15 protein-coding genes are annotated in these 13,560 nt (G+C 67.2%); 5 read left to right on the forward strand and 10 right to left on the reverse strand.

The window, feature by feature from the left end; genetic code table 11:
• Nucleotides 1–73: 73 nt before the first annotated feature.
• From dbpB (ABZ573_RS05230) to ABZ573_RS05270, 9 genes are all read right to left on the reverse strand, one after another.
• On the reverse strand, nt 74–1,264 hold the full coding sequence (gene dbpB / locus ABZ573_RS05230) for a DGQHR domain-containing protein DpdB (RefSeq protein WP_358115723.1): 1,191 nt from the start codon (nt 1,262–1,264) through the stop codon (nt 74–76).
• On the reverse strand, nt 1,257–2,498 hold the full coding sequence (gene dpdA / locus ABZ573_RS05235; RefSeq protein ID WP_358115726.1) for a tRNA-guanine transglycosylase DpdA: 1,242 nt from the start codon (nt 2,496–2,498) through the stop codon (nt 1,257–1,259). The genes dbpB (ABZ573_RS05230) and dpdA overlap by 8 nt, the downstream gene beginning before the upstream one ends.
• Nucleotides 2,495–3,637, reverse strand: coding sequence for a DGQHR domain-containing protein DpdB (gene dbpB, locus ABZ573_RS05240; protein ID WP_358115729.1), 1,143 nt, complete (start codon nt 3,635–3,637; stop codon nt 2,495–2,497). Before dbpB (ABZ573_RS05240) ends, dpdA begins: the two co-directional genes overlap by 4 nt.
• Nucleotides 3,637–4,563: a hypothetical protein gene (locus ABZ573_RS05245; protein WP_358115732.1), complete on the reverse strand. Its 927-nt coding sequence runs from the start codon at nt 4,561–4,563 to the stop codon at nt 3,637–3,639. Before ABZ573_RS05245 ends, dbpB (ABZ573_RS05240) begins: the two co-directional genes overlap by 1 nt.
• A 71-nt stretch (nt 4,564–4,634) precedes the next feature.
• Complete coding sequence (queD, locus tag ABZ573_RS05250; protein ID WP_358115735.1) at nt 4,635–4,994, reverse strand: 6-carboxytetrahydropterin synthase QueD; 360 nt, start codon at nt 4,992–4,994, stop codon at nt 4,635–4,637.
• On the reverse strand, nt 4,994–5,641 hold the full coding sequence (queE, locus tag ABZ573_RS05255; RefSeq protein ID WP_358115738.1) for a 7-carboxy-7-deazaguanine synthase: 648 nt from the start codon (nt 5,639–5,641) through the stop codon (nt 4,994–4,996). The genes queD and queE overlap by 1 nt, the downstream gene beginning before the upstream one ends.
• Entirely contained in the window at nt 5,638–6,339 is a 702-nt protein-coding gene (gene queC, locus ABZ573_RS05260; RefSeq protein ID WP_358115741.1) for a 7-cyano-7-deazaguanine synthase QueC, read from the reverse strand. The genes queE and queC overlap by 4 nt, the downstream gene beginning before the upstream one ends.
• Before the next feature lie 375 nt (nt 6,340–6,714).
• Nucleotides 6,715–7,503, reverse strand: coding sequence for an inositol monophosphatase family protein (locus ABZ573_RS05265; protein ID WP_358115744.1), 789 nt, complete (start codon nt 7,501–7,503; stop codon nt 6,715–6,717).
• Nucleotides 7,500–8,558, reverse strand: coding sequence for a DUF5919 domain-containing protein (locus tag ABZ573_RS05270; RefSeq protein WP_358115747.1), 1,059 nt, complete (start codon nt 8,556–8,558; stop codon nt 7,500–7,502). The genes ABZ573_RS05265 and ABZ573_RS05270 overlap by 4 nt, the downstream gene beginning before the upstream one ends.
• A gap of 245 nt (nt 8,559–8,803) precedes the next feature.
• Here ABZ573_RS05270 and ABZ573_RS05275 point away from each other — a divergent pair, with 245 nt between their 5' ends.
• The 4 genes from ABZ573_RS05275 to ABZ573_RS05290 all read left to right on the forward strand — a co-directional run bounded on the left by ABZ573_RS05275 (nt 8,804) and on the right by ABZ573_RS05290 (nt 12,469).
• Nucleotides 8,804–9,097 carry a hypothetical protein gene (locus ABZ573_RS05275; RefSeq protein WP_358115750.1) on the forward strand — a complete coding sequence of 98 codons (294 nt, stop codon included), beginning with the start codon at nt 8,804–8,806 and terminating at the stop codon, nt 9,095–9,097.
• The gene (locus ABZ573_RS05280; protein ID WP_358115753.1) at nt 9,094–10,164 is read left to right on the forward strand and encodes an FAD-binding oxidoreductase; all 1,071 of its coding nucleotides are present in this window, start codon (nt 9,094–9,096) and stop codon (nt 10,162–10,164) included. Before ABZ573_RS05275 ends, ABZ573_RS05280 begins: the two co-directional genes overlap by 4 nt.
• Nucleotides 10,165–10,325: 161 nt before the next feature.
• Nucleotides 10,326–11,639: a VWA domain-containing protein gene (locus ABZ573_RS05285; protein WP_358116153.1), complete on the forward strand. Its 1,314-nt coding sequence runs from the start codon at nt 10,326–10,328 to the stop codon at nt 11,637–11,639.
• On the forward strand, nt 11,636–12,469 hold the full coding sequence (locus tag ABZ573_RS05290) for a peptidase (protein WP_358115756.1): 834 nt from the start codon (nt 11,636–11,638) through the stop codon (nt 12,467–12,469). Before ABZ573_RS05285 ends, ABZ573_RS05290 begins: the two co-directional genes overlap by 4 nt.
• A 170-nt stretch (nt 12,470–12,639) precedes the next feature.
• Here ABZ573_RS05290 and ABZ573_RS05295 read toward each other — a convergent pair whose 3' ends face one another.
• Nucleotides 12,640–12,960: a GYD domain-containing protein gene (locus tag ABZ573_RS05295; protein WP_358115759.1), complete on the reverse strand. Its 321-nt coding sequence runs from the start codon at nt 12,958–12,960 to the stop codon at nt 12,640–12,642.
• Nucleotides 12,961–13,183: 223 nt separating this feature from the next.
• Here ABZ573_RS05295 and ABZ573_RS05300 point away from each other — a divergent pair, with 223 nt between their 5' ends.
• Entirely contained in the window at nt 13,184–13,531 is a 348-nt protein-coding gene (locus ABZ573_RS05300) for a DUF6223 family protein (RefSeq protein ID WP_358115762.1), read from the forward strand.
• Nucleotides 13,532–13,560 lie beyond the last annotated feature (29 nt).

Raw genomic sequence — 13,560 nt, forward strand, 5'->3', positions numbered from 1 at the left:
GCCCCACGCCGGCTGCGGCACAAGCGGTGGGGCTGAAAACAGTCCCGCCGCTTGCCAGGAGAGGCGCGTGCGGCTAGAAAAGCCGGCTCGACCGATCGTGCCGCTTCCCCTGCTTGGCATAGTACGTCGACACGAGAAAGTCAGTGATCCGCTGAATGTCGCGTGGAGTGTTCTGGACGTCGTTCCATCGCCGAGGAACGCCGTCGCCCAGATCCCAGATGCCCTCGGTCCAGCGACAGTAGTCCTTCACGGTCTTTAGCCCCGTGGCGAATCCTTGCGCGTCTGGGACGTCCTCGCCACTGCCGTTGGTGTCGGCAATGGCATCCATCAGATACCCCATGCTGATAATGCCGGCGCCGTGCATCAGCCGCGACTTGCGAGGGGGCTTACCCCAGGCACCCTCACCGAATACCTCCCGCACGGCGGTCCAAAAGTCGCTCAGTACGGTCACCATCAGTCCGATGTTGGGCAGAGTCTTATCGCTTCCGCGGAACCGGTACAGGACGCCATCCGAGATGCTGTTCTCGAGCATGCGCAGCATGGAGTTGTCCTTGATGACGCCCGTAGGGTTGGTCGGCGTCTGGATCATGTGGCGCAGTGGCGAACGCTGGTCGAAGTTGAGGCGCTCGAGCACCGTCGCTGGGAGTTGCCGCACGCGTAGTTGGTTCGGTAGCGGACCGGACGCGGCCGGAAGCAACTCGTGGATCAGCCCCTTGGGAAGCGGCTTGGTGGAGTTGACGAGAATGAACTGAGATCGGTGGTCGGCCTGGTCGGCGGTGATGAAGGCGGTGACACAGATCGGGAAGGCTTCGACGTCTGCGTTACGGATAGCCGCGCACCGTTGCTGGCCGTCCACGATAAAGCCAGGCTTGTCGGCGTCTTCCCAGTCGTCGCTCACGGGTACTACGAGGGTGCCCAGGCGGACGTAGCCAGGGGCGTCGGCAGTAGCGCCGGCAGGGACGAAGCGAACCCGGTCGTCGAATGCGACGACAATGGCGTTGGGCAGCAGGGGGTTGTCGTCGGACTCCACATAGCGGCGAATCGCTGCCACGTGCGCCAGGACCTCCGGTCGTTGATAGCCGTGCAGTTGCTGCTCGCTGTCGCGTCGGACACGCGAGACGGCGGCAAACGACGGGACCTGCTTGCCGTCCACCGCGAAGGTGTAGAGACGGCGGTTCGGCCCCTGCATGATTTCGAGAGCCGGAAGATGTAACAGTTTCCCACGGCTTCCGGCCATGGTGCTCTTGTCTCCCTGCTTAGTCACGATCGTCATCTCCAAGTTGCCGGCGCAGTCGTTGCCCGAATACGTGTAGGTTGTGGAAGCCGCGACGCTTGTTGCGTTCGGCGCCGCGGAAGATAATTGTTTCGATTCCGGCCTTGTTGCAAATCGAGCAGTCGCACGCCTGCCATGGCCGATTCTCGAGCGTGTCGCGGTACTGATCGCTCCGGTCCGCCTTGCGGTCCCACACAGCGCTGTAGGCAACCAGTGCTTCCAGGGCAGTTTCCAGGTCGACCTCGCCTCTGTCGAATGCGCGAAGGCGTGTCAGGGCGGCGCGTTCGAGTTGCATGGCCTGACCTTGGCTGATCTCGCCGGAACGAATCCGTGCCTTAAGCTTCGCATTGCCGTCGACCTGGGGGACGCGGAGCGCCACGTAGGTCCGGTCGAGCGCGTAGTAGTTGTCCCGATCGTCCTTGAATGCCTGCCGGAAGGGCGATGTGCTGTCGAAACTAGTCACGCCGTGGCTGGCGAAGGTCGGGATGTCGTCAACGCGGCTGATCCCCAGAAGGTGCAACTGTGTGTCGGGCTCGCGTGCGTCATCGATAGCGCGGAGGCAGGCAAGAATGTCTTTCGTCTTCAACGGAACCATTCCGCCGAGTGCGATGCGCTGGTATCCGATACGCTGCAATTCCTTGACGGAATAAGCGTAGGACTCCGGACTCCAGCCCTGTGCTACCCCGAGGGGGGTGAAGTGAACGTCGCTTGATGAACAGCGTTGCCAAAATTCTGCCGCAAGTTGGAGCGTGATCTGTTGACGGCGGACCCATTCCTTGGCCGCCTTGTCGATACGGGTGACATTCGGTTCGTACTGGAAGATGACGTGGTCGACGGAGATTCCGTAATCGAAGCCGCACCCTTCGTAAAAGCTGACCACCTCTTCAACGGTGTAGGGCGGGTGTTCTTCCCCGACGTACGAGAAGGCCCCGCAGTCACCCATTATCTTCAATGGAACGCTGCCGTTGTGGAGGCGGAAGAACTCTCGCGCTCCTTGCCGGTACAGTCGATGGCGCTGGGGCCCGGTGTACTTGCCGGTGCTGGAGCTGGCGTTGCCGTCGACGATGGCCTTGGAGACCAGTAGGCCGTTGAAGGGCGGTGGCTTCAGTAGTTCGTGTGCGTACAGATCGTCACGCTGGCGGACTCTGAACGGGTCGCGCTCTTCGCTCAGGAAGTCGAACGTTGGGTCGACCTGGTCCTGACTGTCAGGAAAAAAGAACTTCATCGGATGCCGGCCCGTTCGTTCAGGTAGACGCGGATCAGGTAGTTGGACAACTCCTGAACGTGGCGGGACAAGTTCTCAATTTCGTTCCAACGAAGGTTGAGTTCATCCCACCTTCCCCCCGCCCACTGGCAATGCGGTGCAATCACCGCGAGGTGTTTGCTGACCAGTTCGGGCGCCTCGGGGAGGCGAGGGTCCACCGTGCCCAACACCCGATCCATCAGTCGTCCCATGGCCCGTATGCCTGCACCGTGCATGAGCCGACTCCTGCTCGGCGGCTTGCCCCAGGCATCCGGAAAGGTGTCACGGACTGCTGACCAATAGGTATAGAGCGCCTGGAGTATTCCATCGAAGTCGGTCTCGTTGTGGGTGACGTCGCGGTAGGGGAAGAGGCAGCCAGCCGATGAGGTCAAGCTCTCTTGGATCATTTCAACGACGACGGTATCGGTGATCACCGCGTTCGGTGCCTGTTGCTTGTTCGTCGATGCTCGTTTGATCAACCCGTAGAAGGGTGATGCCTTGTCGGCGTTCAAAACGTCGCACAGGGCCGAGGGCGCCTTCCGTATGGCGAGTCGGGAAGGTAGCGGACTGTCGACCTCCGGCAGGAGTTCGGTCACCAGCCCACGCGGCAGCGGACGGGTGTTGTTGATGCGCAGGAACTGGTCGCGCTGGAGGCCGACGCTGTCCGCCACGAATGCAGTTACCGGAACGGGAAAACGCTGCCGTTGGGTACGGGACAGCGCGAGAGCACGCTGCTGTCCATCAACGATCCATGCGGGCTTGGGCTTGCCCGGTTGCGACAAGGGAATGCTGAGTAGCCCAGAGGTGGCGAGGCCGTCTCCGGCGCCCGGTCCTCTGCTCGATTGGAATCGCACGTGGGAGGACAGGGCCAGGATGATGGGATTGGGGAAGACGGCGGACTCCGTGTCGAGGTACTCGACAATCTCTTGTATGTGTTTCCGCACCTGCGGTCGTTGGTAGCCGATCAACTTCCCGGCGTCGTCCCGACTGACGCGGGAGATATCCGCGATTTGCAGGACCTCTTCCGCTTGCAGCGCGAACAAATAGAGAGCGGGGGTGCCGGGCTGGGCGATTCGCAGCGCACGGCGTGCTATGGCCTTCGAATCCTGTGGGGGTGGCATCAGCAGCGTCCGTCCAGAGAGATCTCGTCGAACAACTGCTTGAAACGTGCCTGCTCACATGACTTGCCAGAGTCCCGTAACCGTCGGAGCAGGCGTGTTGCCGAGGTTGGCCCGGCCACTGTGAGTGGCCGTATAAAGGCCCTGACCTCGTCGTCGGTCATGCGCTCGCGCTGAGCTCGAGGCGCTGGCGGGGGCAGCGCGGCTGCCAATTCGCCGGCCAGGGCGCGGAGGTGGGAGCGGCGATGGGTGCTGGGATCCGCAGTAACGAGGCCAACGAGGCGCTGTGCCACCCGGACATTGAGAGCGAGCAGGCTGCCGCCGACCGCCAACCTCATCGGAGCGGCCACGCCGACGACCAGTTCGTCCAGGTCGGGATCCGTCTGTGCCGGGCCGATGATCGTCAGCCGCTGCGGGTCACGTAGTTGCCCCACCGCCCTACGGAGATCGTCAGTGCACGCCCGAAGGTAGGCGTTCGACAGGACGGCAATGATCGTGTCGTCGGGGTTCGTTCGGGCGAGGTCATAGAACGATCGCGGTGCGCCAGGTTCCGGGCCTGCCCACCCGCTCAGCCCGCGCCACCAATCGCGGTTCTCGGTCGAGCTTTGCCCAACCGAGTCTCCTTCCCGCATCGCGAACGTTGCGGCGTAGGGACGGACGTGTGCGGTAGCAGGGATCAACCCGTACCCCGCCGAGCAGACCCAAAGTTGCGCCTCCACCCGTACCGACGTCGTTAGTTGACGCACCGCCGTCCAATGCTCGCCGGCGTAAAGTGACGTGGCGGCAGTGGACGGTTGACCTGGTTCGGAAAGCCTTCGAATCCACTCCGTGAGCCTCTGTCTCGGCAGGTAGCCCGTCAGGGCTCCGACGCGCAGTGCGGCCGGCACGGCGAGGTTCTTGCGGTTCGCGCAGGTCACGACGATGTGCATGCGTGTCGACGGTCTCGCCGGGCTTCTATCTACGGTTGCGCCTAGTGGATGCTCGTCGGCCGCCGCTTCCGTCACGGGGCATCGCCCCGGTAGACCGCCCCTGACGTGCACGTCTCTCTGACCACGATGGCCGATAGCGGTAGCTGATCGACAAGCTTCGTCCAGATCCACTGGGCCAGTACCTCGCTGGTGGGGTTCTCCAGTCCAGGCACCTCGTTCAGGTAGTAGTGGTCTAGCTGGTCCAAGATGGGCCGGAACGCCGCTTTGATGTCCCCGAAGTCCATTACCCAACCGGAGGTTGCGCCGACCTCGCCACGCACGTGCACCTCAACTCGATACGAGTGCCCGTGAAGACGCGCGCACTTGTGTCCTTCAGGCACCTGCGGCAGGCGATGAGCAGACTCGAAGGTGAACTCACGGAAGATTTCCATCAAGCGATCCCAACGTACTTGTGCGTCTGCAGGCTCAATGACCACTGAGGGTGAGCGAGGCAGTAGTTGATGGCGGCCTGCGTGTTCGCCGCCTGGTCTGGTCCGTCCATGGGCTGGAGGAGGAAGTGAGCGAAGTCCAGGCCCTCAAATCGCTCAGGGTCCGCGCCCGGTTGCGGATACACGAGCTTGAGATCATCACCCTGAGTGAGGACTAGCTCGGCGCCGGCCTTAGGGCTGACGCAGACCCAGTCGACGCCTGCGGGCAAGGGTCGTGTCCCGTTCGTCTCGATGGCGACCTCGAAGCCCTCGTCGTGAAGCGCTTCGACGGCAGCGGCATCAAGTTGCAGCAGTGGCTCGCCACCAGTGCAGACGACATACGGCTTACTCTTTGGATGGGCTGTACCAGCCCAGGCTTTGGCCACTGCAGCAGCCAGGTCCTGGGCGGACCGGAAGCGCCCTCCGCCGGGCCCGTCGGTGCCAACGAAGTCTGTATCGCAGAACTGGCATATGGCGCGATGACGGTCTGTTTCGCGCCCTGTCCAGAGGTTGCAACTCGTGAACCGGCAAAAGACGGCAGGCCGACCGGCATGAGTACCTTCGCCCTGCAGGGTGTAAAAGATCTCTTTGATGCGGTACGCGGATCTCATGATTGGCTGCCGGCGGCGGGGTCTGACATGCCGAGTTCGGCGAAGCCTCGAGTGCGTAGCAGGCAGGAATCGCAGGTGCCGCATGGCCGACCATCGACGGGGTCGTAGCAGCTATGAGTGAGGGAGTAGTCGACACCGAGGCTGAGGCCCAGCCGAATCGTGTCGGCCTTGGTCAGGTCGATGAGGGGGGTGTGGATCTTCATCCGCTGACTGCCCTCGACGCCAGCCTTGGTGGCGAGGTTTGCCATGTGCTCGTACGCCTCGATGTACTCGGGCCGGCAGTCCGGGTAGCCGCTGTAGTCGAGGGCGCTTACGCCGATGAAGACATCAGAGGCTTCGAGGGTCTCTGCCCAGGCTAGCGCGAACGACAGGAAGATGGTGTTTCGCGCGGGCACGTAGGTGATCGGGATTTCGCTCCCGATCTCCTGAGCACTCTGGTGGTGAGGCACGGCGAGAGCATCGTCGGTCAGTGCGGAGCCGCCAAAGATCCGCAGATCGATGTCCGCAACGACGTGCCGCGTCGCCCCGAGAGCCTTCGCGACCCGTGCGGCGGCTTCGAGTTCTACGGTGTGCCGCTGCCCGTAGCGGAAGCTGAGGGCGTTGGCCTCAAAGCCCTCCTTGACTGCTACAGCGAGGGCTGTGGCCGAGTCGAGCCCGCCGCTCAGCAGTACAACCGCTTGGGGCTTGGATGCCAACATCTAAGGGCTCCCTGCTAGGTCGATGATCGAGAAACTGCAGTAGCTAGCTCTGCTGGTCGTGCGTAGTTACTGCTCGCAGGTTGCGTCACGTTACCTGAATACTGCGTGTTGCCAAAAGGTGGACAGGGGCGTGTCCATCGACTTGCCGGTGCCGCCGGGTACGTCCGACGCGAATGCTCGGCTGCTGACGCCCGCGCAAGGCGTTGACGGCGCTATTCGTCATCCTTGGAGGTGTCTGTCGTCCGGGGCACCCAAGCCTATCGGCGGCCTGCGACGAGGGGCCGTCCACACCTCTGCGCGAAATCACCCGCTTTGCCCGATTGCTGTGGTTGTAGGTTCTGCCGCGGAGCAAGTGTTTGTACGCGTTCGGCTACGTTAAGTGGCTGCTTGCTTGAACAGGCTGAGAGTGTCTTTGAGTAGGGCTGGCGTGATGCCAAGGGTCGCGGACGAGTTCACGTCGTGCCGGGTCCCGTCCCTGTCTATCAGTTGAGCTCCCGCCTCTCGTGCGATGGTCACTCCCGCAGTCATGTCCCAGGGACGGTTGGACAGCGTAAGCGCCACATCGATCTTGCCTTCGGCCAGCCAGGCCAGGTCAAGCGCCGCCGAGCCAGTCATCCTCACACGCTGCACGGACTCTGCGAGTCGTGCGGTCAGCGCGAGCCGGAGTCGGTTCTTGTCCGCCGCACCCTCGCCCACCGCGTAGTCGCCGATCGCCACGATCGCCTCGCTCAGCCGGCTCGTCTGGCTCACCCGAATCGGTTTGCCGTCGACCGTTGCGCCGTCGCCCTGCGCGGCGGCGTAACGGTTGCCGAGGAAGGGCAGCTCGATGACCCCCAGGGCCGCCTCGCCGTTGTGCAGCAGCCCGAGCGACACCGCACAGAGCGGTATGCCTCGCACGAAGTTGGCCGTCCCGTCGATCGGATCGAGCACCCATTGCAGCTCTCCCGACCCGCTGATGCCGTCCTCCTCGCCGAGAAACCCGATGTCGGGAGTTGCGATACGGAGAAGCTCGCGGACGCTGCGCTCGATCTCGTAGTCCAACGCGGACGCCATGTCGCGGTCGCCCTTGGCTGTGAGCGCGCCCGGTGGCTTACGCCGCATGTCCTCGGCCGCCCGTGCAACCGCCTCGATCGCAACGGGCAACAGTGCTCCGTAGTCGCTCATAACTGCTGCCCCCGTCGCCACTGCGTCTCGAAGTGCTGTTCGAACACCGCATACAGGCCGCCGCGAGCCTGTCTGCGTCTGGCGACGAACGCGGGGGAGTCGACCCCTCGGCTCTCCGCCAAGTACGGCTGCGCGACGCAGAGGTCGTCGACCAGGATCACGTTGAAGCGCAACGTGTCGTCGTAGACCGCCAGTTCCATGCGGTCCTGGAGCCCGTCGGGCAGCCGGTCACGCACACGCATCAGCGTTTCGATGTTGAGCTTCGTCAGTCCGGACAGCTGCCCTGCCGGAAAGCCTTCTTCCGCCTCACGTGCCTGGACAGCCTGCCCCGATGGATCGAGGAACAGGAGGCAGGCGTGCGCACCGGCCTCGACCAGGTCGTGCCAGCGGCGATCCGGGTAACCCTGAGACAGGAGGTTGAGCGACAGGCCAACGGCGCGCACGGTGCTCGCGCCGCCGAGGAGTTGATCGGGCGGAAGGTTGGTCGAGAACTCGGAGCGGTTCGGGTGGACGGCGACGAGGTCTCCGAACCGCTCCTCATCCAGGTTGCCCGCGCCGGACGGGTCGAGAATCGCGGAGAGCGCGAGAACCACGTCGCCGGGTGGGACCGTGCTCGTCTCCCAGTTGGTGACGTCGTTTCCGGTGGGCCGCCAGGTCAGCGTCCGGGCCAGCACGGCGGCGAAGTCTCCGACGCTCAGTCCGAGGGCCTGACGAGTCCGCGCAACCTGCCCGCACGCTGCGGCTCCAAGGTCGAGCCCGCTGCCGGAAGCCGGGGCCGGCAGGTTCGTCTGGGGTATCGTCGCTGCGAATCGGCGTCGAGCCTCGTCGGCAGCCTGAGCGAGGGCTGTGTCCAGGGCCGCCTGCATCTCAGGGCGGGGGTTCACGCTCTTCCCGCCGGCTTCCCACTTGGAAACGGTCCGTTCGGCCACGCCCAGGTGCACGGCGAAGTCATGGATGCTCATGCGGAGCGCATAGCGGAGTGCCTTCGTCTCGCTGCCGGTCCATCGCTGCACGGGTGTCATCGTTCCGCCTTCGATCAGGTCGAGAACGGTCATCGTGCACCTTACCGGCAGTAGATGCAGTGCAGTTACTGGGCAAGTGCAGTGCGTGGTCGTTCTGCACTTTCCGCAGCTCGGAAAGGGTGGACGCATGGCCCGGGGCGGGTGCTGGCTCCGGAACTGCGTCGATCCCCGAACGACACAGCTCCGCTCCCGCCCACCTCGGCGCCACTCCACCCGATGGCAAGGGCCCTTCCGCTACGGAATCCGTGGACAAGGGCAAACCCCGTGAGGAGCTGGGCATGAGTGTGCAGGAGGTGGTCGGGCGGTGGCTGCGGCTCGTGGTGGCGGACGCGGAGCTGTCGCCGTACCTCATCGGGGTCGACCTGGAGCGGCTCGGCGCGCACCTGGCGGCGAGCCTCGCCGCGGCCCTCGAAGGCCAGCCAAGAGAGGACCCGTGGCGCGGGTTCGGCCTGTCGGAGGAGCAGCATCGGCGCGTCGTCGACTACCTGGCGGGGGTGTTCTGGGCGCTCGACGTGCCCGACGAGCGGATCGCCCGCGCCCGCCGGGCCTTCGCTGGCGAGGTGGGCGCGTGAGCATCGTCGCCGCCTGGGAGACAGCCGTCGAGAAGGGCGCCGACGACTTCTGGTGCACACTGGACGACCGCCGCCCCGGCCTGCTTCCCGAGCGGGACGTGCCGCTGCTCTTCGCCGCGCTTGGCCGCCTCACGGTCGGCGGAGACGACCCGGCCGGGCGGGCGGCGCTGCTGGCGGTGCTCGGCCGCGCGTACCGCCAGCTTGGCCTGCTGCCGCACGCCGCCACGATCGGCGACGCGCTGCTCGCCGCCGTCGCCCGGCGCGCCCGCCCACTGTGGACGCCGGGGCTCGCCGACGCCTGGGAGCGCGCCGGCCGCCGCGCCGACGAGGCCGTGCGCCGCGCAGTCGCCCGCGCCGACGACGGGCCGGCCTGGTGCCCCGCCGAGGTGATCGGCCACGACCGGCCGTGCGACACGATCGCGATCCTGACCGTACGCCCCTGGAAACGCCTGCCCTTCCAGTCCGGCCAGGCGGTCCCGGTCTGCACGCCGCGCCGGCCCGGCCGCTGGCGCTGGCTCTCCCCGGCCAACGCCCCGCGCCCCGACGGCACCGTCGACCTGCACGTCCGCGCCATCGCCGCCGGGGCCGTCGCCCACCGCCTCGTCCACGACGTACGCCCCGGCGAGCTGCTCCACCTCGGCCCGCCGCGCGACGCCGGCCTGTGCCTGGACCCGTCCGCGCGGCGGGACCTGCTGCTCGTGGCCGGTGGCACCGGGCTGGCGCCGCTGCGCGCCCTGGTCGAGCAGGTCGCCGCCGCGCCCGACGGCCGGCGGGTGACCCTGGTCGTCGGCGCGCGCGCCTTCGCGGACCTGTACGACGCGACTGCCCTCGACAAGCTTCAGTCTGCCCACGACTGGCTGACCGTCGTGCCCGCCTTCAGCCATGATCCCGGCGCCGAGCCCGCCGAGCAGGGTGACGCCCTCACGATCGCCCTCGACCATCGCCGCCCCGACGACGACGTGTACGTCTGCGGCCCACCCCCGATGCTCGCCGGCGCGCGGCTGCGGCTGCTCGCCGCCGGGGTGCCCGCCGGCCGCATCCACCTGCCGGCGGAGCTGACGCCCTGACGGCCGGGCTCCTGCTCGACTCTCCGAAGCCGCCGCGTAGGAGTCGCGACGACCACCGGGAAAGCGAGTCGGCTGTCGATGGATCCGACCGATCCGGAATGGACGATGGCGATGCCGCCGGATCGGCCGAAAGCTTGGTGATCACTAGGATCGGCGCCGTGATGATCAAACGACGGCTCCCAGCAGTCCTGTTAGGACTATTGGTGGCCTTCCCGACACTGGGCGTGCCTCCCGCCTACGCCGACGAGCACGAGACCGAACCCGCCGAGCCGCCCAAAGTGGAGCTGGTGCTCGACGTCAGTGGCTCGATGCGCGCCAAGGACATCGGCGGGCGTTCCCGTATCGCCGTGGCCCAGGAGGCGTTCAACGACGTCGTGGACGCGCTGCCCGAGACGACGGATCTCGGCATCCGCGTCCTCGGCGCCACCTACGGCGGCGACGACAAGAAAGTCGGCTGCCAGGACACCCAGCAGCTCGTGCCGGTCGGCCCCGTCGACCGGGTGAAGGCCAAGAACGCCATCGCCACCCTGCGCCCGACCGGCTTCACCCCGGTCGGGTTGGCCCTGCGCGAGGCGGCGAAGGACCTCGGCACCGGCGAGACCACCCGGCGCATCGTGCTCATCACCGACGGCGAGGACACCTGCGCGCCGCCGGACCCCTGCGAGGTGGCCCGCGAGCTGGCCGCCCAGGGCACCAAACTGGTGGTCGACACGCTCGGCCTCATCCCCGACGAGAAGGTACGCAGGCAGCTCGTCTGCATCGCCTCGGCGACCGGCGGCACCTACACCTCGGCGCAGAGCAAGGAAGACCTGACCCGGCGGATCAAGCAGATCGTGGAACGGGCCAAGGACACGCACACGAAGACGCCGGCGAAGGTGGCCGGCACCGACGTCTGCGCCAAGGCGCCCGTGCTCACCCCCGGTGTCTACACCGACCGGGAGCGCTTCGAGGAGCACCGGTGGTACCGGATCCCGGTCCAGCCGGGGCAGGAGCTTCGGGCCTCGGTGAGCATCGGCCTGGACCGGCCGTTGAACCGGGACTACGGCGTACTGCTGCGGGCCACCGCCACCGACGGGCGGGAACTGGTCCGGGGCAACGACGCCGGCAGCGGCCGTACCGACGTGCTGTCGACCGGCGTGCGCTGGTCGGCGGCGGATGACGACGAAAACGAGGCAAAGTCGGAGGACGACGACAAGGGCGGCGTCTTCACGGAGTCGACGGAGAAGGCTCCCGAGCCCACCGTCGTCTGCCTGGTGGTCAGCAACTCCTTCTCCGCGAAGGCGGGCGCCGGTCAGGCTCCGGGCATGCCGCTCGAACTGACCATCGACCTGGTCGACGCGTCGCCCGCCCCGAACAGCCCGGGCCTCGGCCGGGGCTGGGTGCTGCTGGGCGTACTCATGCTCGCGGGCCTGCTCAGTGGGTTGATCGTTGGTTGGCTGACCCGTTGGTGGGTAGCGGTCTGGAGGACCCGATGAGGATGCGCAAGGCTCCGGCCCTGACCTCGGCCCGCCGGGCGGCGGTGCTGCTCGCCGCCACCGGCATCGCCGTCGCGCTGCCGGCCGCCGCCGGCGCGGACACGCCCACCCCGTCGCCCGGGGCCGCCACCATCAACAAGGCCGGCACCTCGTTCCTCACCGCCGCCGGGATCAGCCCCGGCCAGCCGGTGCGGGTCGGTGCCTCCGTGGGCGACTACCTGTACTGGTCGTTCACGGCTGCGGCGGGGGACACCCATCACGTCGCGGCCACCGTGTCGCTGCCCGCCGCGGCGAGCCGGAAGGGCGACTCCACCTGGACGATCGAGGTCTTCGACGGGCTGCGCCGCCGGCAGGCGTGTGTGGCGGGGGCGCAGACTCCGGTGGCGTCGAAGAGTGCCGCCACCGTCGAACTCGACTGCGAGCTGCGCCAGGTGCGCTCGTGGGCCGAGCCGTGGTCGGGTGACCCGTTGCCGGGCACCTACTACGTCCGGCTGTCCGGCATCGAGCTGCCGGAGCAGGAGCTGGGCCTGCCGATCGAGGTGAGCCTGCTGGTCGGGGTGGAGTCCGACGGCGACACCGAGCCGGAGGGCGGCGACCTGAAGGAGCCCCTGGTCCCGGCGGTGAACCCGGGCAAGGTGCTCGCCGGCGATCCGGCCGCCAGCACTCCGGCCCCGGGGGCGGCCGGTGGCGAGGAGGACGGCTGGTTCGACTGGGTGCAATGGCCGAGCCTGTCGTCCCGCTGGTACTGGACCATCGGCGGCGGCATCCTGGCCGCCGTCGCGGGCGTGGTCGGCTTCGCCCTGACCCGCCCCCGCCAGCGCGTCGGCTGACCGTACGCGCGGTCACAGCACAAGGGCACGAACGAGACCGACGACGACGGCAGGGCGGGCATGACCGAGCGGCTCATGCCCGCCCTGCTCCGCGTCCGGGTCAAGGCGGGGGCCGCGCACTACGCCGAATGGCACGGCCAGGAACTGCGTCCCCCGGCCCGTACTGCGGATCAGGCTCCCGGCGGCTGGTACGCCACCTGCATTCCGAGCGCCTCGTCCACGTCTTCGGGGGTCAGCAGCGGGCTGACCCGGGTGTCCAGGCCGCCGGCCGCCCGGATGGTGACGGCCAGGGCGACGGCGGTCCGGTGGTCCGGCAGATCGCAGACGACGTAGGTGTCGTACTGGCCGAACCCGAAGTACAGCGCCTCCATCCGGCCACCGGAGTTCTCGATCAACGCTCGGATCACCTCGGCGCGTGTCGTGCCGCCGTCCTTCATCAACCCGTTGATCCCCTCGACCGTGTAGGTCGACGTGAGTAGGAACTTCGCCATCCGGGCGTCACCTCCGTATCCCAGCCGCGGGTACCCGACGTGCCGGCGACTAGTCCTGCCCGCCCTGCCATCGACGAGGGCGTGAGGCAACCAGGGGGGTACGACGCCCCGGGCGCACGCAACCCAGGTGGTAGGCCCATCGCCAACTCCGGCATGACGACCCGTGACCACGTCGGTACATACGCTGCCGGCTGTACTCGTCATGCGAGCGAAGGGATCCTCGATGAACGTCCGTCACCTGCTTGCCGCCACCAGCGCCTACACCATGAGCGCCGGGCGCCTCGGGGCCATCGTCGCCGCCCTGCTGGGGCTGGCCGGCGTGATCGTCGGCGGGCTGGCTCTGGCCCGCCCCAGCGGTCGGTTCGGCACCGGCTCCGGCCGGCTCGGGGCCACCGTGGCGCTGGCCGCGGGGCTGATGGGCGTCGCCCTCGGCGGGCTGGTCGTGGCCACCTCCGACAGCGGTATCGGCACCGGAAACGGGCGGGGCGGGGCCTACGTGGCCCTGGTGCTGGGGCTGGTCGCCGTGGTCCTCGGTGGGCTGGCCCTGATGCGTTCCCGGCGCACCGCCTGATCGTGGACCGGCCAGGGGCGCCGGGTCGG

Source organism: Micromonospora sp. NPDC007220 (genome assembly GCF_040634035.1).
GTDB lineage: Bacteria > Actinomycetota > Actinomycetes > Mycobacteriales > Micromonosporaceae > Micromonospora > Micromonospora reichwaldensis.